26 protein-coding genes are annotated in these 17,718 nt (G+C 39.9%); 2 read left to right on the top strand and 24 right to left on the bottom strand.

What is annotated here, in order from left to right:
- Window positions 1–43: 43 nt before the first annotated feature.
- Window positions 44–238: a hypothetical protein gene (locus BLR79_RS02850; protein ID WP_092084664.1), complete on the top strand. Its 195-nt coding sequence runs from the start codon at window positions 44–46 to the stop codon at window positions 236–238.
- A 149-nt stretch (window positions 239–387) separates the two neighbouring features.
- Complete coding sequence (locus tag BLR79_RS02845; RefSeq protein WP_092084662.1) at window positions 388–585, top strand: hypothetical protein; 198 nt, start codon at window positions 388–390, stop codon at window positions 583–585.
- 58 nt (window positions 586–643) lie between these two features.
- Here BLR79_RS02845 and BLR79_RS02840 read toward each other — a convergent pair whose 3' ends face one another.
- The 24 genes from BLR79_RS02840 to BLR79_RS02735 all read right to left on the bottom strand — a co-directional run bounded on the left by BLR79_RS02840 (window position 644) and on the right by BLR79_RS02735 (window position 17,717).
- Window positions 644–2,071 (bottom strand): CHAP domain-containing protein, encoded by a 1,428-nt coding sequence (locus BLR79_RS02840; RefSeq protein ID WP_092084661.1) that lies wholly within the window; start codon window positions 2,069–2,071, stop codon window positions 644–646.
- The gene (locus BLR79_RS02835) at window positions 2,052–2,438 is read right to left on the bottom strand and encodes a phage holin family protein (RefSeq protein ID WP_092084659.1); all 387 of its coding nucleotides are present in this window, start codon (window positions 2,436–2,438) and stop codon (window positions 2,052–2,054) included. Before BLR79_RS02835 ends, BLR79_RS02840 begins: the two co-directional genes overlap by 20 nt.
- Window positions 2,439–2,591, bottom strand: coding sequence for a hypothetical protein (locus BLR79_RS09025; RefSeq protein WP_159427573.1), 153 nt, complete (start codon window positions 2,589–2,591; stop codon window positions 2,439–2,441).
- 2 nt (window positions 2,592–2,593) lie between these two features.
- Window positions 2,594–2,959 (bottom strand): DUF1366 domain-containing protein, encoded by a 366-nt coding sequence (locus BLR79_RS02830; RefSeq protein WP_092084657.1) that lies wholly within the window; start codon window positions 2,957–2,959, stop codon window positions 2,594–2,596.
- Window positions 2,960–2,971: 12 nt separating this feature from the next.
- Entirely contained in the window at window positions 2,972–3,271 is a 300-nt protein-coding gene (locus tag BLR79_RS02825) for a hypothetical protein (RefSeq protein ID WP_092084655.1), read from the bottom strand.
- Complete coding sequence (locus tag BLR79_RS02820) at window positions 3,272–3,589, bottom strand: hypothetical protein (protein WP_092084654.1); 318 nt, start codon at window positions 3,587–3,589, stop codon at window positions 3,272–3,274.
- Between the two features lie 11 nt (window positions 3,590–3,600).
- Window positions 3,601–4,002, bottom strand: coding sequence for a hypothetical protein (locus tag BLR79_RS09020; protein WP_159427572.1), 402 nt, complete (start codon window positions 4,000–4,002; stop codon window positions 3,601–3,603).
- Window positions 4,003–4,272: 270 nt separating this feature from the next.
- Window positions 4,273–5,031, bottom strand: a complete 759-nt coding sequence (locus BLR79_RS02810) for a gp58-like family protein (protein WP_092084650.1) — start codon at window positions 5,029–5,031, stop codon at window positions 4,273–4,275.
- A 3-nt stretch (window positions 5,032–5,034) separates the two neighbouring features.
- Window positions 5,035–5,430, bottom strand: coding sequence for a hypothetical protein (locus BLR79_RS02805; protein WP_092084648.1), 396 nt, complete (start codon window positions 5,428–5,430; stop codon window positions 5,035–5,037).
- Window positions 5,431–5,435: 5 nt separating this feature from the next.
- Window positions 5,436–6,362 carry a hyaluronate lyase N-terminal domain-containing protein gene (locus tag BLR79_RS02800; protein ID WP_092084647.1) on the bottom strand — a complete coding sequence of 309 codons (927 nt, stop codon included), beginning with the start codon at window positions 6,360–6,362 and terminating at the stop codon, window positions 5,436–5,438.
- Window positions 6,363–6,364: 2 nt separating this feature from the next.
- Window positions 6,365–8,443, bottom strand: a complete 2,079-nt coding sequence (locus BLR79_RS02795; RefSeq protein WP_159427571.1) for a phage tail spike protein — start codon at window positions 8,441–8,443, stop codon at window positions 6,365–6,367.
- Window positions 8,440–9,228, bottom strand: a complete 789-nt coding sequence (locus BLR79_RS02790; RefSeq protein WP_092084643.1) for a distal tail protein Dit — start codon at window positions 9,226–9,228, stop codon at window positions 8,440–8,442. Before BLR79_RS02790 ends, BLR79_RS02795 begins: the two co-directional genes overlap by 4 nt.
- Window positions 9,228–13,025, bottom strand: a complete 3,798-nt coding sequence (locus BLR79_RS02785; RefSeq protein WP_092084641.1) for a tape measure protein — start codon at window positions 13,023–13,025, stop codon at window positions 9,228–9,230. The genes BLR79_RS02790 and BLR79_RS02785 overlap by 1 nt, the downstream gene beginning before the upstream one ends.
- Window positions 13,025–13,273, bottom strand: a complete 249-nt coding sequence (locus BLR79_RS02780) for a hypothetical protein (RefSeq protein WP_143338763.1) — start codon at window positions 13,271–13,273, stop codon at window positions 13,025–13,027. The genes BLR79_RS02785 and BLR79_RS02780 overlap by 1 nt, the downstream gene beginning before the upstream one ends.
- Before the next feature lie 74 nt (window positions 13,274–13,347).
- Entirely contained in the window at window positions 13,348–13,737 is a 390-nt protein-coding gene (locus BLR79_RS02775; protein ID WP_092084637.1) for a tail assembly chaperone, read from the bottom strand.
- 61 nt (window positions 13,738–13,798) lie between these two features.
- Window positions 13,799–14,311 (bottom strand): phage major tail protein, TP901-1 family, encoded by a 513-nt coding sequence (locus tag BLR79_RS02770; RefSeq protein ID WP_092084635.1) that lies wholly within the window; start codon window positions 14,309–14,311, stop codon window positions 13,799–13,801.
- A 16-nt stretch (window positions 14,312–14,327) separates the two neighbouring features.
- Window positions 14,328–14,708: a DUF3168 domain-containing protein gene (locus BLR79_RS02765; protein ID WP_092084633.1), complete on the bottom strand. Its 381-nt coding sequence runs from the start codon at window positions 14,706–14,708 to the stop codon at window positions 14,328–14,330.
- On the bottom strand, window positions 14,705–15,055 hold the full coding sequence (locus tag BLR79_RS02760) for an HK97-gp10 family putative phage morphogenesis protein (RefSeq protein WP_092084631.1): 351 nt from the start codon (window positions 15,053–15,055) through the stop codon (window positions 14,705–14,707). Before BLR79_RS02760 ends, BLR79_RS02765 begins: the two co-directional genes overlap by 4 nt.
- Complete coding sequence (locus tag BLR79_RS02755) at window positions 15,052–15,360, bottom strand: hypothetical protein (protein ID WP_092084629.1); 309 nt, start codon at window positions 15,358–15,360, stop codon at window positions 15,052–15,054. The genes BLR79_RS02760 and BLR79_RS02755 overlap by 4 nt, the downstream gene beginning before the upstream one ends.
- Window positions 15,357–15,689 (bottom strand): phage head-tail connector protein, encoded by a 333-nt coding sequence (locus BLR79_RS02750; RefSeq protein WP_092084627.1) that lies wholly within the window; start codon window positions 15,687–15,689, stop codon window positions 15,357–15,359. Before BLR79_RS02750 ends, BLR79_RS02755 begins: the two co-directional genes overlap by 4 nt.
- A gap of 56 nt (window positions 15,690–15,745) precedes the next feature.
- Window positions 15,746–15,877 (bottom strand): hypothetical protein, encoded by a 132-nt coding sequence (locus tag BLR79_RS09290; protein WP_268752909.1) that lies wholly within the window; start codon window positions 15,875–15,877, stop codon window positions 15,746–15,748.
- Window positions 15,878–15,879: 2 nt separating this feature from the next.
- Window positions 15,880–16,773 (bottom strand): phage major capsid protein, encoded by an 894-nt coding sequence (locus BLR79_RS02745; RefSeq protein WP_092084625.1) that lies wholly within the window; start codon window positions 16,771–16,773, stop codon window positions 15,880–15,882.
- A 22-nt stretch (window positions 16,774–16,795) separates the two neighbouring features.
- Window positions 16,796–17,332, bottom strand: a complete 537-nt coding sequence (locus BLR79_RS02740) for a capsid assembly scaffolding protein Gp46 family protein (protein ID WP_092084623.1) — start codon at window positions 17,330–17,332, stop codon at window positions 16,796–16,798.
- Between the two features lie 172 nt (window positions 17,333–17,504).
- Entirely contained in the window at window positions 17,505–17,717 is a 213-nt protein-coding gene (locus BLR79_RS02735; protein ID WP_092084621.1) for a hypothetical protein, read from the bottom strand.
- Window position 17,718 lies beyond the last annotated feature (1 nt).

The raw sequence follows: 17,718 nt of genomic DNA, 5'->3' as shown, positions 1-17,718 counted from the left end.
ACCTATCGGGGTATAATATAAATAGTGAAAGAGAGGTGAAGTAATGAAAAATATACTGTTAGATGGCACGTTATATGCGGCGATTATAGGATTAGTGCTAAAGTTCTTTGAATACTATAACCCTACAGCTAAACTAGAGAGGAGAAAGTCAGAGATTGAAATTGAGATACTGAAAGAGCAGTTAGAAGAGTTGAAACTATCGAATAAAGAAAAAAGAGCCTCGCTCGAACAAAACTAAGCAAGGCATCAGAGGAGGGGTACCGCCCTCTTCTGTTGTTAATTATATCAAAGGAGGTTTTAAAATGCGAACATCAGAAATGATTTTTCTCATTGTCGTTCTAACGCTGATTTTAGCCCAAGTATATATTAACGTTAAGGAAGATAAACATGACAAATAACTTGATAACCGCTATCTCTGAAATATTAAAAAGCGAAACTGGTTATGCTATCGCTCAAAATATCGGTGTGCGTCCTGAACAAATCAATCGTTTAAAACGTGGAGAAAGAAAAGTAGCTAACATCTCTTTAGACATGGCACAAAAGATACTAGATCATTATGCAAGTGTTACTATCGATATTAAATAACTACAAACAAAAATAACGGAGGAACTGAACCCTCCGTTTGTTTTTTGTTTCAAAGTGTTTAATTCTGTTCTTTCTTAACGACTTCGTACACAACACCATCGATTAAGATTTCATTGTCTTTTAGCTTCACTTCATCGCCATCCACAGGCTGTTTGTCTGCTAACTCTAATTGATCAATGGTTAGTCCTTTATGGTCAAGGTGGCCATCTTTCAGTTCTGCGAATACTCGCTTGCCGTCGGACGTTTGAACAGTCGTCCATCTTACATAACCATTAGGATTTGGTGCATAGCCTGCCCATAGATAAGTGCCATCATCCACTAATTGAGTGATGTTACGTACGTGACCTTTCTTCAATGTCTCATAGATGTTATTTGCGTCTGCTCGTTCTGTCTTAAACACTCGTAAGTCATCAATGGATGCAACCAAATGTTTCTTGACTTGTTCTTTTTTCTTTGGTGCTGGTGCAGGTGTATTGGATTGTCCGTATTTTGGTCTTGCGTAGCCTTGGATATAAGCGTTGTTCCATAAGAATTTATTACGCCCAACAATCGATGCCCCACCCTGAGTGGTATTTCCTTCGATGGTTGTAATTGTGTTACCGTCTACGGATTCAACAAAACCGATGTGGTGAGCGAATCCATTACGAGCGCCACCCCAATGGAACGTGACTATGTCACCTGGTTGTGGACGGACTAAGCCTAACCAAATACCTTTTTGCTTAAAGATATTTTTGTGTCGTTCAACCCCACATTCACGTCCAATTAAGTTGCTTGCCCCTGCACGGTCTGCAACGAAGGTCACGAATGTATCACACCAGTCATCGTTGTAAGTTACCGCATAGCCAGCAGGACGTGGACTAACTGAGTTGTACCCATCCACAATTTGTTTGTGTTTAACTGAATATTTAGTGACACCCAGCCATTTTCTAGCCTCGTTTAATACGCTTTGTACATTTACCACATTAACACTCCCTTTGTTGTCTAGTTTATCTAAAGCACCATCGTTGGCACGATTGATCGCTTGCCGTCTTCCTACCATACCTTGTAAGTATAATTGGTAACGTTGCAACGAGTTATCCACATTCATTGTTGCATAATCATATTTAGCGCCCCCTACTTTGAACATGCCTTTAACTGCGTCCTCAAACGTAGTGGAATCTGCTACTTTGTAAATCCCCCCTTTCCTAAATAAATAGATCCAATCCGTTAAGAAATCGGCAACATTTTTATAGCGGTTGTAATACCCTCCCTCGTTGGCAGGACGTTTCGAACCTTTCGATACAACAATCCCGCTAGGACGAGTCGCCTCACCGCTCCATGTGATTCCAGCCCAATTGTTATCAGTTTTTGCAACATTTGAAGTCCCCCACAAGGCTTCATAATGCAACAAGGTAATTAAAAAAGACGGGGGAACATTTAAGTCCACCGCCTTTTGCACTAACGCATCTGAGTTAAGTGTAGCGCCGTTATAGTTTAGTGTGGTCATCGTCTTCCTTCTCCTCTTTGTGTTTTAATCGTTGCAGATGTTTAGCTAAATCACTTGGAACTTCAACGTCCATCTCTGCTAAGTTTTCGATGATTGAGACCCCGTATTGAGCGATGAACGTCAGAATGAACGGATAAGCCAAAGCGGTTAGATCAAACACGCCTAAGTAAGGGTAAAACAGCAACAAGACAATTACGATCATCAGATGCCGTAAAGTCCCCCTAATCCCCACGCGACTGTCTATTTCTTTTTGATACCAAGCACTCGCTAGTCCTGTGATAAAGTCAGCGATAATACATGTAAAGAAGATTAGCACGAGTGGATCTTGCACCATCTGACGGTATTCTTCATATATATATTGAATCACTTAATCACCTTTCTTTGTCGGTTCTTCATCGTCCTTTTCAAATTCGTATCCTAACTTGATTAGCTCTTTTTTTGTGTCTTCTTTCCATAGTAAAGGAACGCGGTCGTATGTGAATTTGCCTTGTGTAATTGATAGTGCTAAAAAGAATGCCATAATTACTTCTCCTCCTTCGTTACTTCTTCTACTTGGTTTTGCTGCATACCTAAAAGTTCTAAAAGCCCTTCCTGCATTGCGCTGGTTAAAAGATTCATTTCAATTAACTTATCGTCCACTTCTTGAATCTTCTGTTCCATCGCTTTTAACATCTCTTGGTTCGCTTTGTCTTTGAAGTTCTCACGATAGAACGCCATCATTGCTTTGTCGATGACTTCACGGTCAGATAAACCCGTGATATCCCCATCAACAATTTGAGTGATTGTGGATAATGGGTCAGTCTTTTGAATGGTTACTTCTGTCTTATAAATCTGTTTCCAATTCTTAGGGTCACGGATACCAACTTTTGCGATTAAATTGAAATTCATGTACTAACACTCCTATTCTTTTTCTTGATATAAAGCCGTTGTTAAATCTAAAACCGCTTGTTGTGTTGCTTCCAATTGCTGAGTGAGTCGGATGTTCTCCAACTCATTATGCTTGTCTTTGAACTGCTTTTTATAGAAGAGATCCAACACTTTATCGATCAGCGTTCCGTCGTCTTCATTGACATGATCGCCGTCCAGTCGTTGTTGAATCGTCACATAATCAGGATAATCTTCCACAATTTGCACAACAGTATGTCTAACTTCGTCATCTTCGCCGTAGGTCAGATACTTGCTTACAATTTTAAAGCTCATTTAGTCACCACCTTCTAAATCAATAATGTTGATCAATCGTTGAATAATTGACCCTTTGATTTCGTCAGGGAATAAAGAAGATGGAATCTTTTCAATATCTAATTCCACTTCTTCTGATAGTACCTCCACGTTCGCTTGTTCTTCGGTTAGCCCGTCACCCATTTTCTTTTGGATGGTTTCTAAAGCGATCTGCAAAGGTTCGGTTAATTGATTTTGCAACTTCACTAATCTAAAGACAAAAGCGGTAGGAAGTGTCTCATCCAACAGTTCCTTTACCGCTCCGTTCATAGTGTTGATTTCTAATAATGTTAATTTCAATGTTTACCTCCTTAGTTGAGACGACTATACGTATCATTGAGATTCCGGATAAATATCGCGCCGGCATCGCCTAAAAATAACCCTGCTCCGTTATAAGATTCATTGGTTATGAAAATTCCGGTAAACCCTCCCACTCTACCGCTGTTTAGTCTTAATACTTTACCACTGTCCCTTATCCTAATATTTCCGGTTTCCAACTGCAGATCGTCCTGAATGATCACGCGTTTATCATTGGCTGTGATGGTAAGTGCGACCATGTAATGGTCTCCTTCTCGGATACCCAGTCGAATATCGTTACCAGGCTCGGCGTTAATTGATAACGATGCTATCCCTGATCCTACAAGTTCATTACTTCTGAAGTACCCTGCTAAGTCACCATATTTGTTATAAATTTGGAGTCCGTTATCATCCAATCTCGTTGATCTCGTTCCGTCATACCGGTTCACGTACACTCCGGTTCCGTCGATTCGTACTTGTTTTGTGACCGCCTGCCAAAGTGATTGCATGAATTGTGATTTGTTACCTACTAAGTTATTCACATCCAAGTTAATGATTCGAACGTTAGCAGCGTTAAGGGTTCCGGTGTTAATTTTTGAAGCGGATAAATTACCGATATGAGCATCTCTAATAACCCCGTTCTCGATGTAAGATCGTCCATTTAAATGAATTAAATCACCTTTAATTCAAACGCCATTAGTTGATAAGTTGATCGCCGATTTAAGTTTATTACCGTCCAACCGATCCTCAACGGCTAATCGGATTGAGTCATAACTTTGTTGAATAATGGATCGAACATCACTCGCCGTGACTGTACTCGCGATTTGATTTTTCAAGATGGTCAATTGACTATTCATATCATTACGCAAATTACCAACTTGTGTGTCCACACCGGCGACTGTTTGAGTTAGTCTGGAGTAATTGGCATTTGTATCATTCATACGACTGTCTAAACGACTAGCCGTCGAAGTTAATTGACTGATTAAACCTTTTTCTACATCTTCGATTTTTGTTTGTAATCCTTTTGCGGAGATGGATATTTCAGTTGTTAGACGATCATCTAGCGTGGATAACTTTCCGGCAATGCCATCGGCTGTTTTAGCAATCTCAACACTTGTGACATCGTTATGCCACTCTTCAATCATGCCTTGAGCGTTGATCTTAATCCGTCCCCAAAGGTCCGAATTCTCCGTGTCGGTCATTTCAATATTAAGTTCTTTTAAATCTTTGAAGATCCCCGAGATGTTTCCTTCGTACACTTCAGGTGGCACAAAGTAAGTCATGTCTGGATTCTTTTCGACTTGTAGATAATTGATCGTCGTGTCACCAAAACAGGAAGACTCTAAGTCGATCGATTCCATATCTTCGTCTGCCGTGAAAGTGTAGACATACCGACCGTCTTTAAACTCAAGGTCATCAATGTTAATTTTCTTGATAGGAATCACCTCCTAGTCGTAAAAGAATTTGTTTGGTGAATCCGAAAAAGGGGAGGCGTTTAAACCAATTTGATAGACGTCTCCACCGTCCGATCTTCTCACGGTGTATTCGCCGTTAAATTCTTGGGTGATGATAACATCCCAAGTATGACCCCCACCTTTCGGTGAATAGATTCTGTTCACTTGTTCGGGACTTACTCCTTTGGATTGAATATACCTCGCTACCGAAGAGAAAAGAACCCAACCATTAGTCCCTTTAGTTATGATGTTACCGACACCTAATTGAAATGGTGCGATTTCGATCATCTTCACCTCTTCCCACAACTTGGTCGCTCCGTAGTACACTTCCTTAATCTTTGTCGCTCCCCAATACACACCCGATGTGTTTCTAAAATCAATGTTGTTCATCTAGATCACCCTCGAACCAAGTACAATGTGTCTGAACGTGGGTTGCTTGGCATGAAAGGGACGACTTCAACATTTGGTCCAGATGACTTATTCTCCAATGCAGAAATACGACTACCTAAGTCGTTGATATTCGTGTTAAACAAAGAAGTGGAGACAAAGTTATTCAACTCTGTTTGCAGTCCTGTGATTTCTAATACCGTGTGGGTATGGTTTGAGCTAGCTTTGTTACTAAGTTGCGTACTCAATCCACTAATATCAGCAATGGTGTGTTGGTGAACTTTAGCAGCACGATTGTTTATTTCATTCAATATATGATTCAAGTTCTGGTAAAGCTCTATAAAAGATAAATCCAACTCGTCGATATCACTCATCGCATGCTTATGGTTCTTATCAGCTTTGGTCATCAACTCTGTTTTAGTAACGTAGTCAGACAAGTCAACGTCCGCCGCCTTAATTTGATTCAACTGCTCAGGCGTAAGGTCTTCAAAGCGTAACGGGTCACCTTTATCTCCTTTGTCTCCCTTGGCTCCTTTAAGGGGAATGATGTTCTCAAAACGAGTAATTCTACCGTCTTTCATTTCCGAAACTCTTCCTAACCTACCATCGCTCGATAAGAAGTAGTCAATCCCTACTCGTGCTTCGGGTGAGTTGACATCACGGTAGATTACCGAACCAGCTTCCCCTTTATCTCCTTTGGCTCCAGTCGCTCCTCTGGCACCAGTCGAACCGGTTAAACCGCGTAACCCCTGTAAGCCTTGTTCACCTTGATGACTCTTAAGGTCTTTCCACACATCTTCGCCATTACCAACCTTAATCACTTGCGTGTCGCTGGCTACGCCAATTTCACCAGCCAGCAAAACTACGTCACTTTCTAACCATTCATCTTCCGTCTTTTGAGCGACGGTAATTCGTGCGTTAATTGTTTCTTTCAAATTTATACACCACCTTTAATTAATAACTCGTAGTTGTCGTTCCACTGTAAGGTTATTTCACTTGTCAAATCATTCTCCACGTAATCTTTATATTCTAAATCTAATTCGATCGTGGTAGGTTCAGTAATCTCTTTGGCAAGTTCGATCGTCTTATACCAATCTGAGACTAATTGAATCGTTTGCGCTCCTTGATAAGTTTCTACTTCCGTTGTTTCTTGGTCGGTTGTTTGAGTGATCGGATCAATTCCTTTACGGTCATTCGTTACTGTAATATCAACCGGTCGTAATTCGTACGGCGCGCTTAACTTAAAGATCAACATGTATTGTTCGATTAAATGACAAATCGACTCAAAACTAATCGTGTAGGTTTCGCCTTTTTTAAACCCTCCATCATTAGCAACAATGGTCGTCATCTTATCTTCCAGCGTTATCGTCCGTTTGAACTCACCTTTAAGAATGTTTTTGTTATACCGTGTAATTCCATCATTTCCGATCATCTCAGCGTTAACTCGACTTGTTTCAGAAATCGCATCAACTTGAGACCTTAAATCTTTGAAAGACGTATCAATCTCTTTGATGACAATCTTTTCAATTTCAAAGTCCATCGACTTACGAAATTCTTCAAGCTCTTTATCAAGTTCTTCTTGACGCTTATTGATCAGTGCATCGTGCTCCTTAACCAACTCGTCCATTTCTTTGAGTTTTTCTTCAACCACGTTCCAATCTTTCGAGCGAACGATCTCTTCCCATGCTTCGCCGTTCCACATATAAAGAATCGTATGTCGCTCGTCTGTTGGATCTGGTTTATACCAAATATCCCCAACACGTGGGTTTTGCGGTTCGTCGCTCATGTAAAAGTTACGGGTCATACCATTTGCGCTCGGTAGCACATTGAGAATTTGATCCATCATACCACCCATATGCTTGTCGATTGCATTGGTAATCGACGACTCTAACTGCGCTCGCTTACGTCCCTCAGACAAGTTCATTTGATCACCTAAAACGATCTCAATCGCACGGTTTGTTAAGCGGTCATACGTGATCTTAAAGATCCGTGTAGAGTAATCTAAGTTGCGGTCCGGTCTTACCACTCGAACGGTATCACCTAACTCGCCCCGTAGATAAACCACACTTGTTTTAAACGTCATTCGTGGACGTGCGTAGTCTTTTAAGGTCTCATAAGTCATTTTTAATAAAATCTCTGGGTCTTCTTCGTCTTGGAATTCAATCATTCCAATTTTAGGACGATTACCACCCTTGATCGATTTGATACCGTATTGTTTGGTAGCATCAGGCAATTCCACGTACTCTTGACCTGCTGGCTTGTCGACTGGATCACCTTTGGCTTTTGACCATACGACATCAGCGAACGTGATCTTACGTCCGTACCCTGCTTGACCACTTTCGTTGTCTTCTTCGCTGGATACCTCTTCACCTTTGCCGCGTCCAATTAACGCCGTGTATAACTCCATGCTTTCAACTTCTTGGATAACTTCCAACCCGTTCATTCCATAAACAACACGCCGTCCATGATTACCGCCGATTTGATTTCTAAAATCGATGTAGCGGTTACCAATACGGTTATCGTTGATTTCTGCAAAGAACTCCATTTCCATCCGGGTTGCTAAACAAACCTTTTTTAGCACGTCAAAGGTCGTGTCGTAATAAGTGTGAATGGATAGTCGTTTATCCGCCACATAACCTGTGTCCCAGTTTGTGTTACTTAACGCCCAATCTAAATAAAACCGTGCTTCAACCTCTCGTGGTCTCGTTTGTTTGTCAGGCGGAAAGCTTTTCCGCAATTCTTCAATTGCTGACTGCACCCCTGTTAAGTACGTCAGATCATTTTTCGTTTCTGATTTAGCTAAGAAGAATAAATGAAACTTATAGTCTTCTTCGCTTGGTATCGCTAAGTATTCAATCTCACTGATCAAATCATCGGGTAAGGCTTTTACGCTTGCTTCTAAGCGGTCAGATACATAATTTTCATCCGTTAGTTCAGTGATATGAAGTAGCTCTACGATTGCATCCTTTCGAAGAATTTTAATGAGTTCTTCTTGGTTATTGAATAGATAAATCATAGTGCTTTCTCCCTCCATTCCACCTTCTGCAAGCTTGCGCCAGTGACTCTGACGGAATCACCATCTCGTAAGTAAAACTCCTCAGGGAATGATAAATACGCTAAATCCATGAGGTGATTTCGCTCGCGATAGATAATTTCAATATCATAGTCATTCCACTTAATCGTGATAGGTGAGCCTTGAGTGTAAGATCCGATGAGCTTGATTCGTTCACCGTGTCCGTTCGTGATTTCAATCTCATTCACTGTGCCAGTTGGATTTATTTGAATCAATGTTGGATTCACTTTGTCCACGTACTTTAAATCGATCCGACCCGTTGTTGATTGCAAGTCTTTTTGTTTATGCGGTTGTGGAATCAGTAAATTAAACTCCGACACCAACGCTAAACGATCTTCCAATTTGTCTTGTTGTGTTTCGTTCAGCAGTCCATAATATGACCATTCGTTTTCATCATCGAAACGGATTTCCGCTAAGTTATCCGCATCAAACCCATTTAAAAAGCTGTTGAGTGTCAAATACTTTTGCCTTAATGATTCGCTTGTATCTGCTTTTAATTGATACTTCACTGTGATAATTCGTGCAGGGAGTCGTGAGTTATTTACCCACACACCGCCATTTGGTAAGTCGGTTACTTCGTTATCTCGTGAAAATAAAGAACGACCACCAACAGATAACTGTCGGTAGCCGTCAATTAGTTCGTTTAAGTAAGTGCCTTCGATCGCCATGTTATCGGAAGGCGCTCGTTTAGTAGATGGTTTCATTGTAAAGTTTGAAAATTCGTACATTAATAAGCACCTCCATACGCCCCTTGAATTCTCGCTTCACTTTCTTGTACTTGGGTAATGCGACTAGTAAAGCGCTTGAACTCATAACCACCAATATTTAATTCAATGTTAAAGCTTGGTGCTGGACTTTCATTACGATTGATTGTTAAACGATGTTGCGAATTTATCAATCCACCCCTCAATAATCCACTTAGGTCGTCTTGCACTGTGGATAACCCATCTATTGCTGAGTTGGCTAGCCCTGTCGCCATTCTTGTTACAGGTCGTTTCCAATCATCAAGCCCATCGTAATACCCTTCCCCAGTCTGTTCACCCATTTTATGTGTTACTCGAGAAGGAGAATGAATACTCAAGGCAGAGCGCATAGCAGCGGCTGCACTATTGGCGATACTTCGTGCTAAACCAATAATGGCTCCCGACATACTTGATAATCCGTTATAAAAACCCATTCCCATATTTCGTCCAGCGGATGCAGCTTGGCCTGCAGCGCTGTTCATCGCACTTACTGCACTACTCATACTAGAACGAATATTTGAAACAACTGCACTCATCGTTGATGACACATTCGATTGCAATTGGCTCATGCTAGAAGCAGTGTTTGACACAATTTGTTGCATACTTGTTTGAGCAGTTTGTTGCATTGTAGTGAACTTTGATTTTACATCAGAATTCATTTGAGTCATTTTCTGACTTGTTTGAGTTGCCATTTGACTGAAGTTTGTTGAAACATTCTGTCCCATTGTTTGTGTTGTGCTTTGGACTTGTGATCCTTGTTGCTGGAAAGAAGAAGTAACCTGTGAACTCATATTTGAAACAGAAGCTTGCGCTTGAGAACTCAACTGATCATAATGCATAGATGATTGAGCTACTTGTTGTCCTGATGCATTTACGCCATCCGCAATGGCTAAAACATCCGGCGGAATAGTTCCTTGCATTCCAGCAATCGCTGCGTTTGCCCCATTAGTTAGTTCATCGAAGTATGGAACACCTTCTGGTACTCTAGACATATTATCTAAAATGCTTTGAGCCGTTTGTCCTGATGAGTCAGTAGCTCCTATGCCGAATTGATCCATATTGAACATGGCTTGTTCTCCGAATTGAGCAAAGAAGTCCGAACCTTCTGGAACTCTCCCCAACTCTTGAAGGATATTATTGGTTCCTTCACTGGTTTCGATTCCAAGGTTCGCCATTGTCATTGCCATGATTTCTTCTGCGGTCATATTTGCAAAGGCATCATCTGCACCTTGAGCTGCCTCTTGAAAATCAGTTTGTGTATTTAACTTAATCTCTTCAGTTTCTTGTTTTAGGCCCATTTTAGTAAGACCCATTTTTTCGAGAATCCACTCGCCGGCTTTTCCAAATGGAGCAACTAAGGCAGATATAACCTCCTCGCCCAATCCAGATAACCCTTCAAGTAATGCTGAACTAATATCAGAGACTAAACTTCTGATTCCTTCAAGGATACTTCCTCTGTTATTCCATAGTCCCACTACTAAGCTTGCAATGAACTGTGCACCCATTGAAATAAACTGAGGAATAGCCGTAGCTAAAGCCCTAATTAATTGAGCGATAATCTGTCCTGCTGCCGCTATGATATTTCCTAAATTAGCCGTGATCCCTTGTACTAACGTAGTGATAATTCGCATTCCCACTTGCATTAATTGAAACACTACTTGCATAGCGCCTTGGATAAAACCTGTGACAGCTTGAACTCCTAGCGATAATATCTGCGGTAAGTTAGTCATCACCCCATTGATCAATGTCATGATAATTTGTGCACCCACCGCTATGATCGAACTAATGGTTGAAACAACCCCTTGAATAAAACGTGGCACGACTTGATGACCTTGTGCCAAAAGATTTGGCACAGCACTCATGACACCTTGCACTAGAGATAAAATCAACTGCATTCCTGAGATAATCAACTGTGGGATAGCGCTAGCAATAGAAGTGACAAATGTAGAAATAATTTGGAACGCGCTACTTAACAAACTTCCCATATTACTCATTAGTCCTTGATTTAAAGCTTGAATGATTTCCACACCTTTTTGAACCATCACCGGAAAATTCGCAACAAATGCTTGCGCAAATAACGCCAGCACCTCTGCTCCGGCACTCATCAAGGAAGGTATTCCAGATATAATACCGTCAGCTAATCCACTAATGATCTGAGGTCCTTGAGTAATCGCTAGCTGTGCTACTGTGTCTATCTGATGCCCAAAATGTTGATAAGCTAAACCTGCCCCTAATAAAGCCGCTCCAATAACTGCACCTACCACACTGGATTGAAGTCCCATCATAGCTAATTGACCGACTGCTTTACCAGTCATAGTTGTGATTTTCATCCCCATGCTACCAAAGCTCATTGCTGTATTTCCGACAGCTCCACTTATCATATCCATTGCTTTCATAACATGACTACCTTTTTCAACCAATGAATTGAACGGTGCAACTATGCCTTTGGTCATTGATATAGATGAATTTTTCAATTGCTGTCCTTTTGTCATTAAAGAATCAAATTGACCCTTAACTTTTTCAGTCGCTGTTCCAACGATAGGGAACGCTTGTCCTAGGTGTCCGACAAACTCATTAACACTTGCTCCGAATTTGTCAAAACTTGTTTTAACCATCGTAGGGATATCCTTTATTTTTCGTCCTAGCCCGTAGAAACTTTCCCCGATACCATCAACGGCACCCGTAACCACACTTTTGGATTGATCCCACATATTTAATCCTTTAGCCATCGCATTAATTGCTGTATCAGCAACCATCACTGCTCCGACCACTTGAGCGAATCCTGTGACTAACGCCATTGGGTTGACATTACTTAAATCAAAGAATTGCTTGATTTGACTTTCTAGTGGTTTGAGAGTTTCACCCAGCTCTTCGATTGCCTTTCCTGCACTTCTCATCGCTCCGCGGACACCATAAGAGAACTTATCCAACATTTGAACAATAGACGGTAAGTTAAGTTTTTGAAGAAAAGATTCAACCCCTTCAATCATTGAGGTCAGTCCCTGAGTCACACGACTTCCGACTAACATCCACGCTGTGCCGATACCTTCGGTTTGAGCGAATGCCATGTCTGTAAGAGACTCTAATGAGTCGCTCCCGTTTTCCGCTAAGTCAATTAAAGCATCCATGAAATCATTTGCGTCGTATGTTCCTTCTTTAAAAGCTTCTTGAAGTTCATCGATGTTATTATGACCCATTCGTCTTGCCATTTCTTGAAGTGCGGGTCCTAATCCGTTAGCGATCATCGATTGAAATGCATTTCCATCAACTGTTCCTTTAGCAAAAGATTTAGTTAATTGATCTGTCGCACGGTCAACCTCTTCTGCTGTTCCTCCGAAACCTAATACAGCTTTGTTTAAAGCATCCCAAGCTTTAGAAGATTTCGTTAAGTCTTGAGTTACTCCAGCAAAAGATTGCGTCCCTCTGATAGCTTGGTCTAATCCTGTCGGTAGTCCATCTAATGATTCAGCAAAGAAATCGACCGCTCCTTGCGCTTCTTGCGAACTAAACTTCATACTTTCAAATACTTTAGACGCGCTCTGCAAGGTGTCAAAACGCCTGACCGCTCCACCCATAGAAGAACTAATCATTCTGACTCCAGTGGAAATAGCTTTACTAGCTAAGCTTCCTAGCATAAAAGATTTAGTCATATTAGACATGCCTTGCGTTGAAGTGGTAGTTGACCGAATTAGGTCACCTAAACTCCGATTAGCTGAAGTCATTGTTGATGTAAAACCTCTATCAACAGCAGTTAATATCGCTTCTACTGAATAAGATTGCATTAGGTACCTCCTTTCTGCAGTTGTTGAATTCGTCTGGTTCTTGCTTTAAGTTCTTCGAATACCTCTGCTTTTGAGTCAGAGTTTTCTTTCTTATAAAAATCGTTAAAATCACGATAAATGTATTTGTCTTTTCGGATAGCGCCAACCTCTCTTTGATGAAGCCAAGCGTTAAAATACATTTTGAACTCATCATCTTCATATCGTTGAGATAGAGCCATCATTCGCATACCATACTCTTCCCATGACATGTTAAGAATATATTCGTAGTCTTGGATCTCTAAATACCTAAAGCAATTGTAAATTGCATCTTCATAAATATTTTTTATTGGACGTCCGTTGACATTACTTCCTCTTGTGCGTTTTCCATACGCTTCAACATAGCTTTTGCTCCGGGTACTTTCTTGAGTAATTCGAAAAAATATTCAAATAAATCAAAATCATCTTCTCGATCTAGTTGTTCGTAAATATACTCCTCAATTTCTGTATTCGTTGGTTTATCATGTAGAGTGGTTGTCGCAAAGCGAATAATCTCTGCGATCATCTCTGCGTTACCAAACTGGATTTCAGAGACTGCTTTAGGTAATCCAGCAGATATTTCAAATCCGTTTTGATTCAATGTATATTTTTCGTTCAATAATCGTAAAAATTCCAATCCAAACGTTAAGATATATTTCTTTCCGCCAATTTCGATGATTTCCGTGTTTTTTGCCATAAATTACTTCTCCTTTGTTTTAATTAAAATAAAAAGCGGGACGTTTGCCCCGCTAATACTTCTAAGCACCAACTGCTTGTAAGTCTCTAAACTCATAGACTGCTTTGATTAACTCTAAGTCTTCAGTCGGCAAATCAACTTCACCCTCTAATGGTTGTCCATCAATTGACATGGAAGTTGTAATCTCTTCTAATTCTTCCACGTTTGCTGGGACGGACCATTCGTTTAAGTTACCTTGTGCATATAACGCTCCACGCTTATTCTCTCCACGATTATCAGAAATATCTACTTCCCATACTTCTAACTTTAATCCATCTGTTACGGCTTGACGCAACATCGTATTTAACTTATCTTTTGTTGAGATTGCTGTTAATTCAAGAGACACTTCTAAAGCTCCTTCTTGAACAATTCCTCCGTCTTTTGTCTGAACAACTTCATTATCTCGTTCATATGACCACTCATGTTCTACTTGTAATGCTAAACGAGCTGCTTTATTTTCAGCAGCATCTTTCAGTAAACGAAAGTATAAAATCTTATCTTTACCTCTAATTGGTGTTTTTGTATTTTCTGCCATGTATACTACTCCTTTTTTAATAAAATTGATATTCAAGCTCAATAATTCCATGCCACAATAAAGTGCTTGTTGAGTCATCAATTAGCAAACGAGTCTGACTCCCTTGCAACACTGAATTTAATCGATAGCTTTTTGTTCGTTTTAAGTTGATTGCTTGCTGGTATAAACTGTTACCAATCGTACTTGCTTGATTTCGGTTGTCGGCTAACGTCCACGTATGGATAGTAGCTGTAACTCTCCCGATTAGCTGGCTTTTATTAGGGGTGGGTATAAAGTGTGTGTCACCAATCACTACTATAGGGAATTCTGTGTTTTTTTTAGGCACACTATCATATGTTTTAAACCCTAAATCTTGAGAAATCTGAAATAACGTATCATATAGTTCCTGGTCAATCACTTCATCACCCTTTCTATATCGCTAATAAATCTTGTTTTCACTGTATTAAAAGATGGACGTACAAAAGGTTGAGGTGTCATTTTATACGTTCCATACTCAACGTATACCGAGTAATGTGTACCTGGTTTAACCCTTGCTGTAAGTCCACCGTCATCAAGACTCAGTGTGATAGAACGTCTTGTAGCGCCCGTTGAATAACCTCTGACAAAGACTGCGTTTCTAACCATTACAGCATTTAAATCGGCGCCATTCGTTCTAACAACTTGTTTGATCAATTCTTTACTAATTGCTTTTTTTAAGTGAACTTGAATTTCAGTAGCACCTTTTAATTCAATTCTAAAACTCATATTGCTACCTCTAAATAAAAAACTGTACGTCCTCTAAATTGAAGAACACGAACAACTTTATAGAGTTGCCCATCAATGCGGACTTCATTTTGTTTGATAGTTATCTTGTTTTTACATCTCGCAATAAGTATGTTTTGTTTATAATCACCAAACACTTGCATACTACGCTCTAAAGAAATAGGACTTAAATGACATGGTACTACTTTATAGATAGCTTCTTGAACCACTTCATGCCGCCCAACTTTAGGATTATAGCTTGAAACAGGTTCTTGAATTTGAATCTCAAGTCGGTGATTATATCTCATCGCCAAAGCACCCGACCTTTTTCTCGTTCGGGTACTAAATCGAACTCAGCATTAATCCACGTCATGTATTCGTCAAAGTCTGATTTTTCAAACACTTGCAACAAATCTGCTTGTCTTTCTTGACTCATGCCCTCATTGCCAATGCGGTTGTATCGTTTGATCATGACTTCGATAATCATAAAGCGGAAGTCTTCAGGGATTGAGTTGTTAGTAAAGTGCTGGTGAGTGATCAAATTAAAAAGCGCTATCGTATTTTCTTCGATAACGCTTAATAATTCATCTTGAACATCGTCAGTGATTCCTAGTAAAGTTTTTACCTGATTAATCATCTTTCTCAGCCTTTGGTTCAGCCTTTTTTACTGATTCAATCAAAGGTTCACCACGCTTATTTTTTTTTAGTAGATAATTCTGCAACACGAGCTTTCGCTGTGCTACCTACATAATCATCACCTGTTACATAAAGACGATTATTATCTTTTAAGTCGATAAACGCTTTAATCACTTTATATTCACTCATACTTATGCTCCTTCAGGTTCTTTTAATAACGCGAACGCTTCGTCCTTAACAATTAACATACCTAAATCCATTGTGACACGAAGCGCCATTAATTCTTGTTCGAATAAGTTGACTGGCGTTCCATCTTCGTTCGTAATCGTTGAAAGTTGCGCATCAGTAGATACTTCATAAGATAAGTCAAATGGAATACCATAGAATAACTTGTTAAAATCTCCAGCGATGATTGTGCCATCTTCCATTGACTTAAAGTCCACAATTGGACGTCCGTCCAAGGTGTTATTTGTGCGGTCATAGATTGGCAAGTTCTGTGGATCTAATGCACCGCGTAACTTTGTCCGGTTCTTGGCTTTAGAAATATAAGCATTCGCTTCCACATCGTTTTTTAACAACGCATCTTCTAACGTGATAACTCCGTTGTAATCCAATTTATCTTCAACGTTGTTTCCGGCCGTTTCAATCGATTGCACAATAGACTGATTGAATGGGTTGTCTTTATTTAAAATAACTGCTTCGTCAAACTTTTTGTAGAATGCTTCTGCGATACGTGGACGCATAATGTCAAAGAAATTACTTACTTTATAATGTAAGAATTCACGAGATACTGGCATGATAATTCCTAGTTTTGCAGATGTCATCTTAACAGTGGTCCATTTTGCTTTAGAAGTTTGGATCTTTTGACCCTCTCCTACCCAGTAAGCACCTGGTCCTTCCAGGAAGTATTGGAATTCTTTTTCTTGACTATCCATTTGTTCGTACTTACCTAACTGCATGACGATTGAATTCTCCATCACTTCTTCAACAATCAATTCATTAAATGAACCTGGGATTGTCCCTTCGGTTGCATCCGCTAACATTACATTGTCTGGATTAAATACTTGTGTTTTTAGTTTTGACATTGATATTCTCCTTTTCTACTAATTAAATAATACGGTGTTTTGCAGCTCTTTCTGCTAAAGTCTGACGATCGTTCGGTGCGTTGTATGTTCTTTGAGGTTCTGAGGGGGTATCTTGTCTAACCTTCTCTTTTACTTCGTCTCGCACCTTATTCTCAATCACTTTTTTCAAGGCATTCACTGCATCTAAAATCTTTTCTTTATCGTCTAATACAACAAGAAAGTCAACCAGTTCTGTTGGTAAATCTTTTTCTAAAACATCTGTTTTGACTTCTGCTTTCAATTCAGCTAATGCTAGCGCTCGTTCACGTTCTTTTAGTTCTTCTTCTCGTTCAGTTAACTTCGCTTCTTCTTTTTCTTTTTCAGATAATTTAGCATATGAACGTTCTTTTTCTAATTCTTCTTTTAGTTTTTGATTGAACTGTTCTTCTAACTTTGCTGTATTATTTTTTAAAGCTGTACCGATCGCTTTAGAAATCACGGAATCCAATTCACTTTGACTTTGCGGTAAATGTTCTTGTGTATCTGTTCCTTCAGTTTCTTTTACTTCTTCTTGTGACATGTTATTACCTCCTTGCCCGAATAGTTAACCAACACAAAAAGCCCCTACACAGTCCTTACCCCGTGCAGTGGCATGTTCATTCCCTATTCAGTCAATCTTTTAGTTATCTAGGCAGTTTAACGTCGTGGCTAGAATTGGACATAAAAATAGCACCGACAACTGAGGGTAGGTACTAGATATTCAAAGCGGACATTTCTCGCTTTCTATTTGGCTTTTCAAATTCAGCCAACACATTCATTTCTTCCTGTTCAGATAACCCTATCATTCGCAACGATAACAGCTCCTGAATAGTCATCTTACTTAATTTTTCAGGCGTAAAGTGATAAATGTGAATACCGCTATTTTTAAAAATGTTTTCTAAATGTTCATTGGAAAACTTCGACATT

The organism is Dolosicoccus paucivorans (genome assembly GCF_900100125.1).
In the GTDB taxonomy this organism is placed as follows: Bacteria; Bacillota; Bacilli; order Lactobacillales; family Aerococcaceae; genus Dolosicoccus; species Dolosicoccus paucivorans.
Note: the sequence above shows the minus strand (reverse complement) of the source record. Positions and strands in the feature narration are given on the sequence as shown.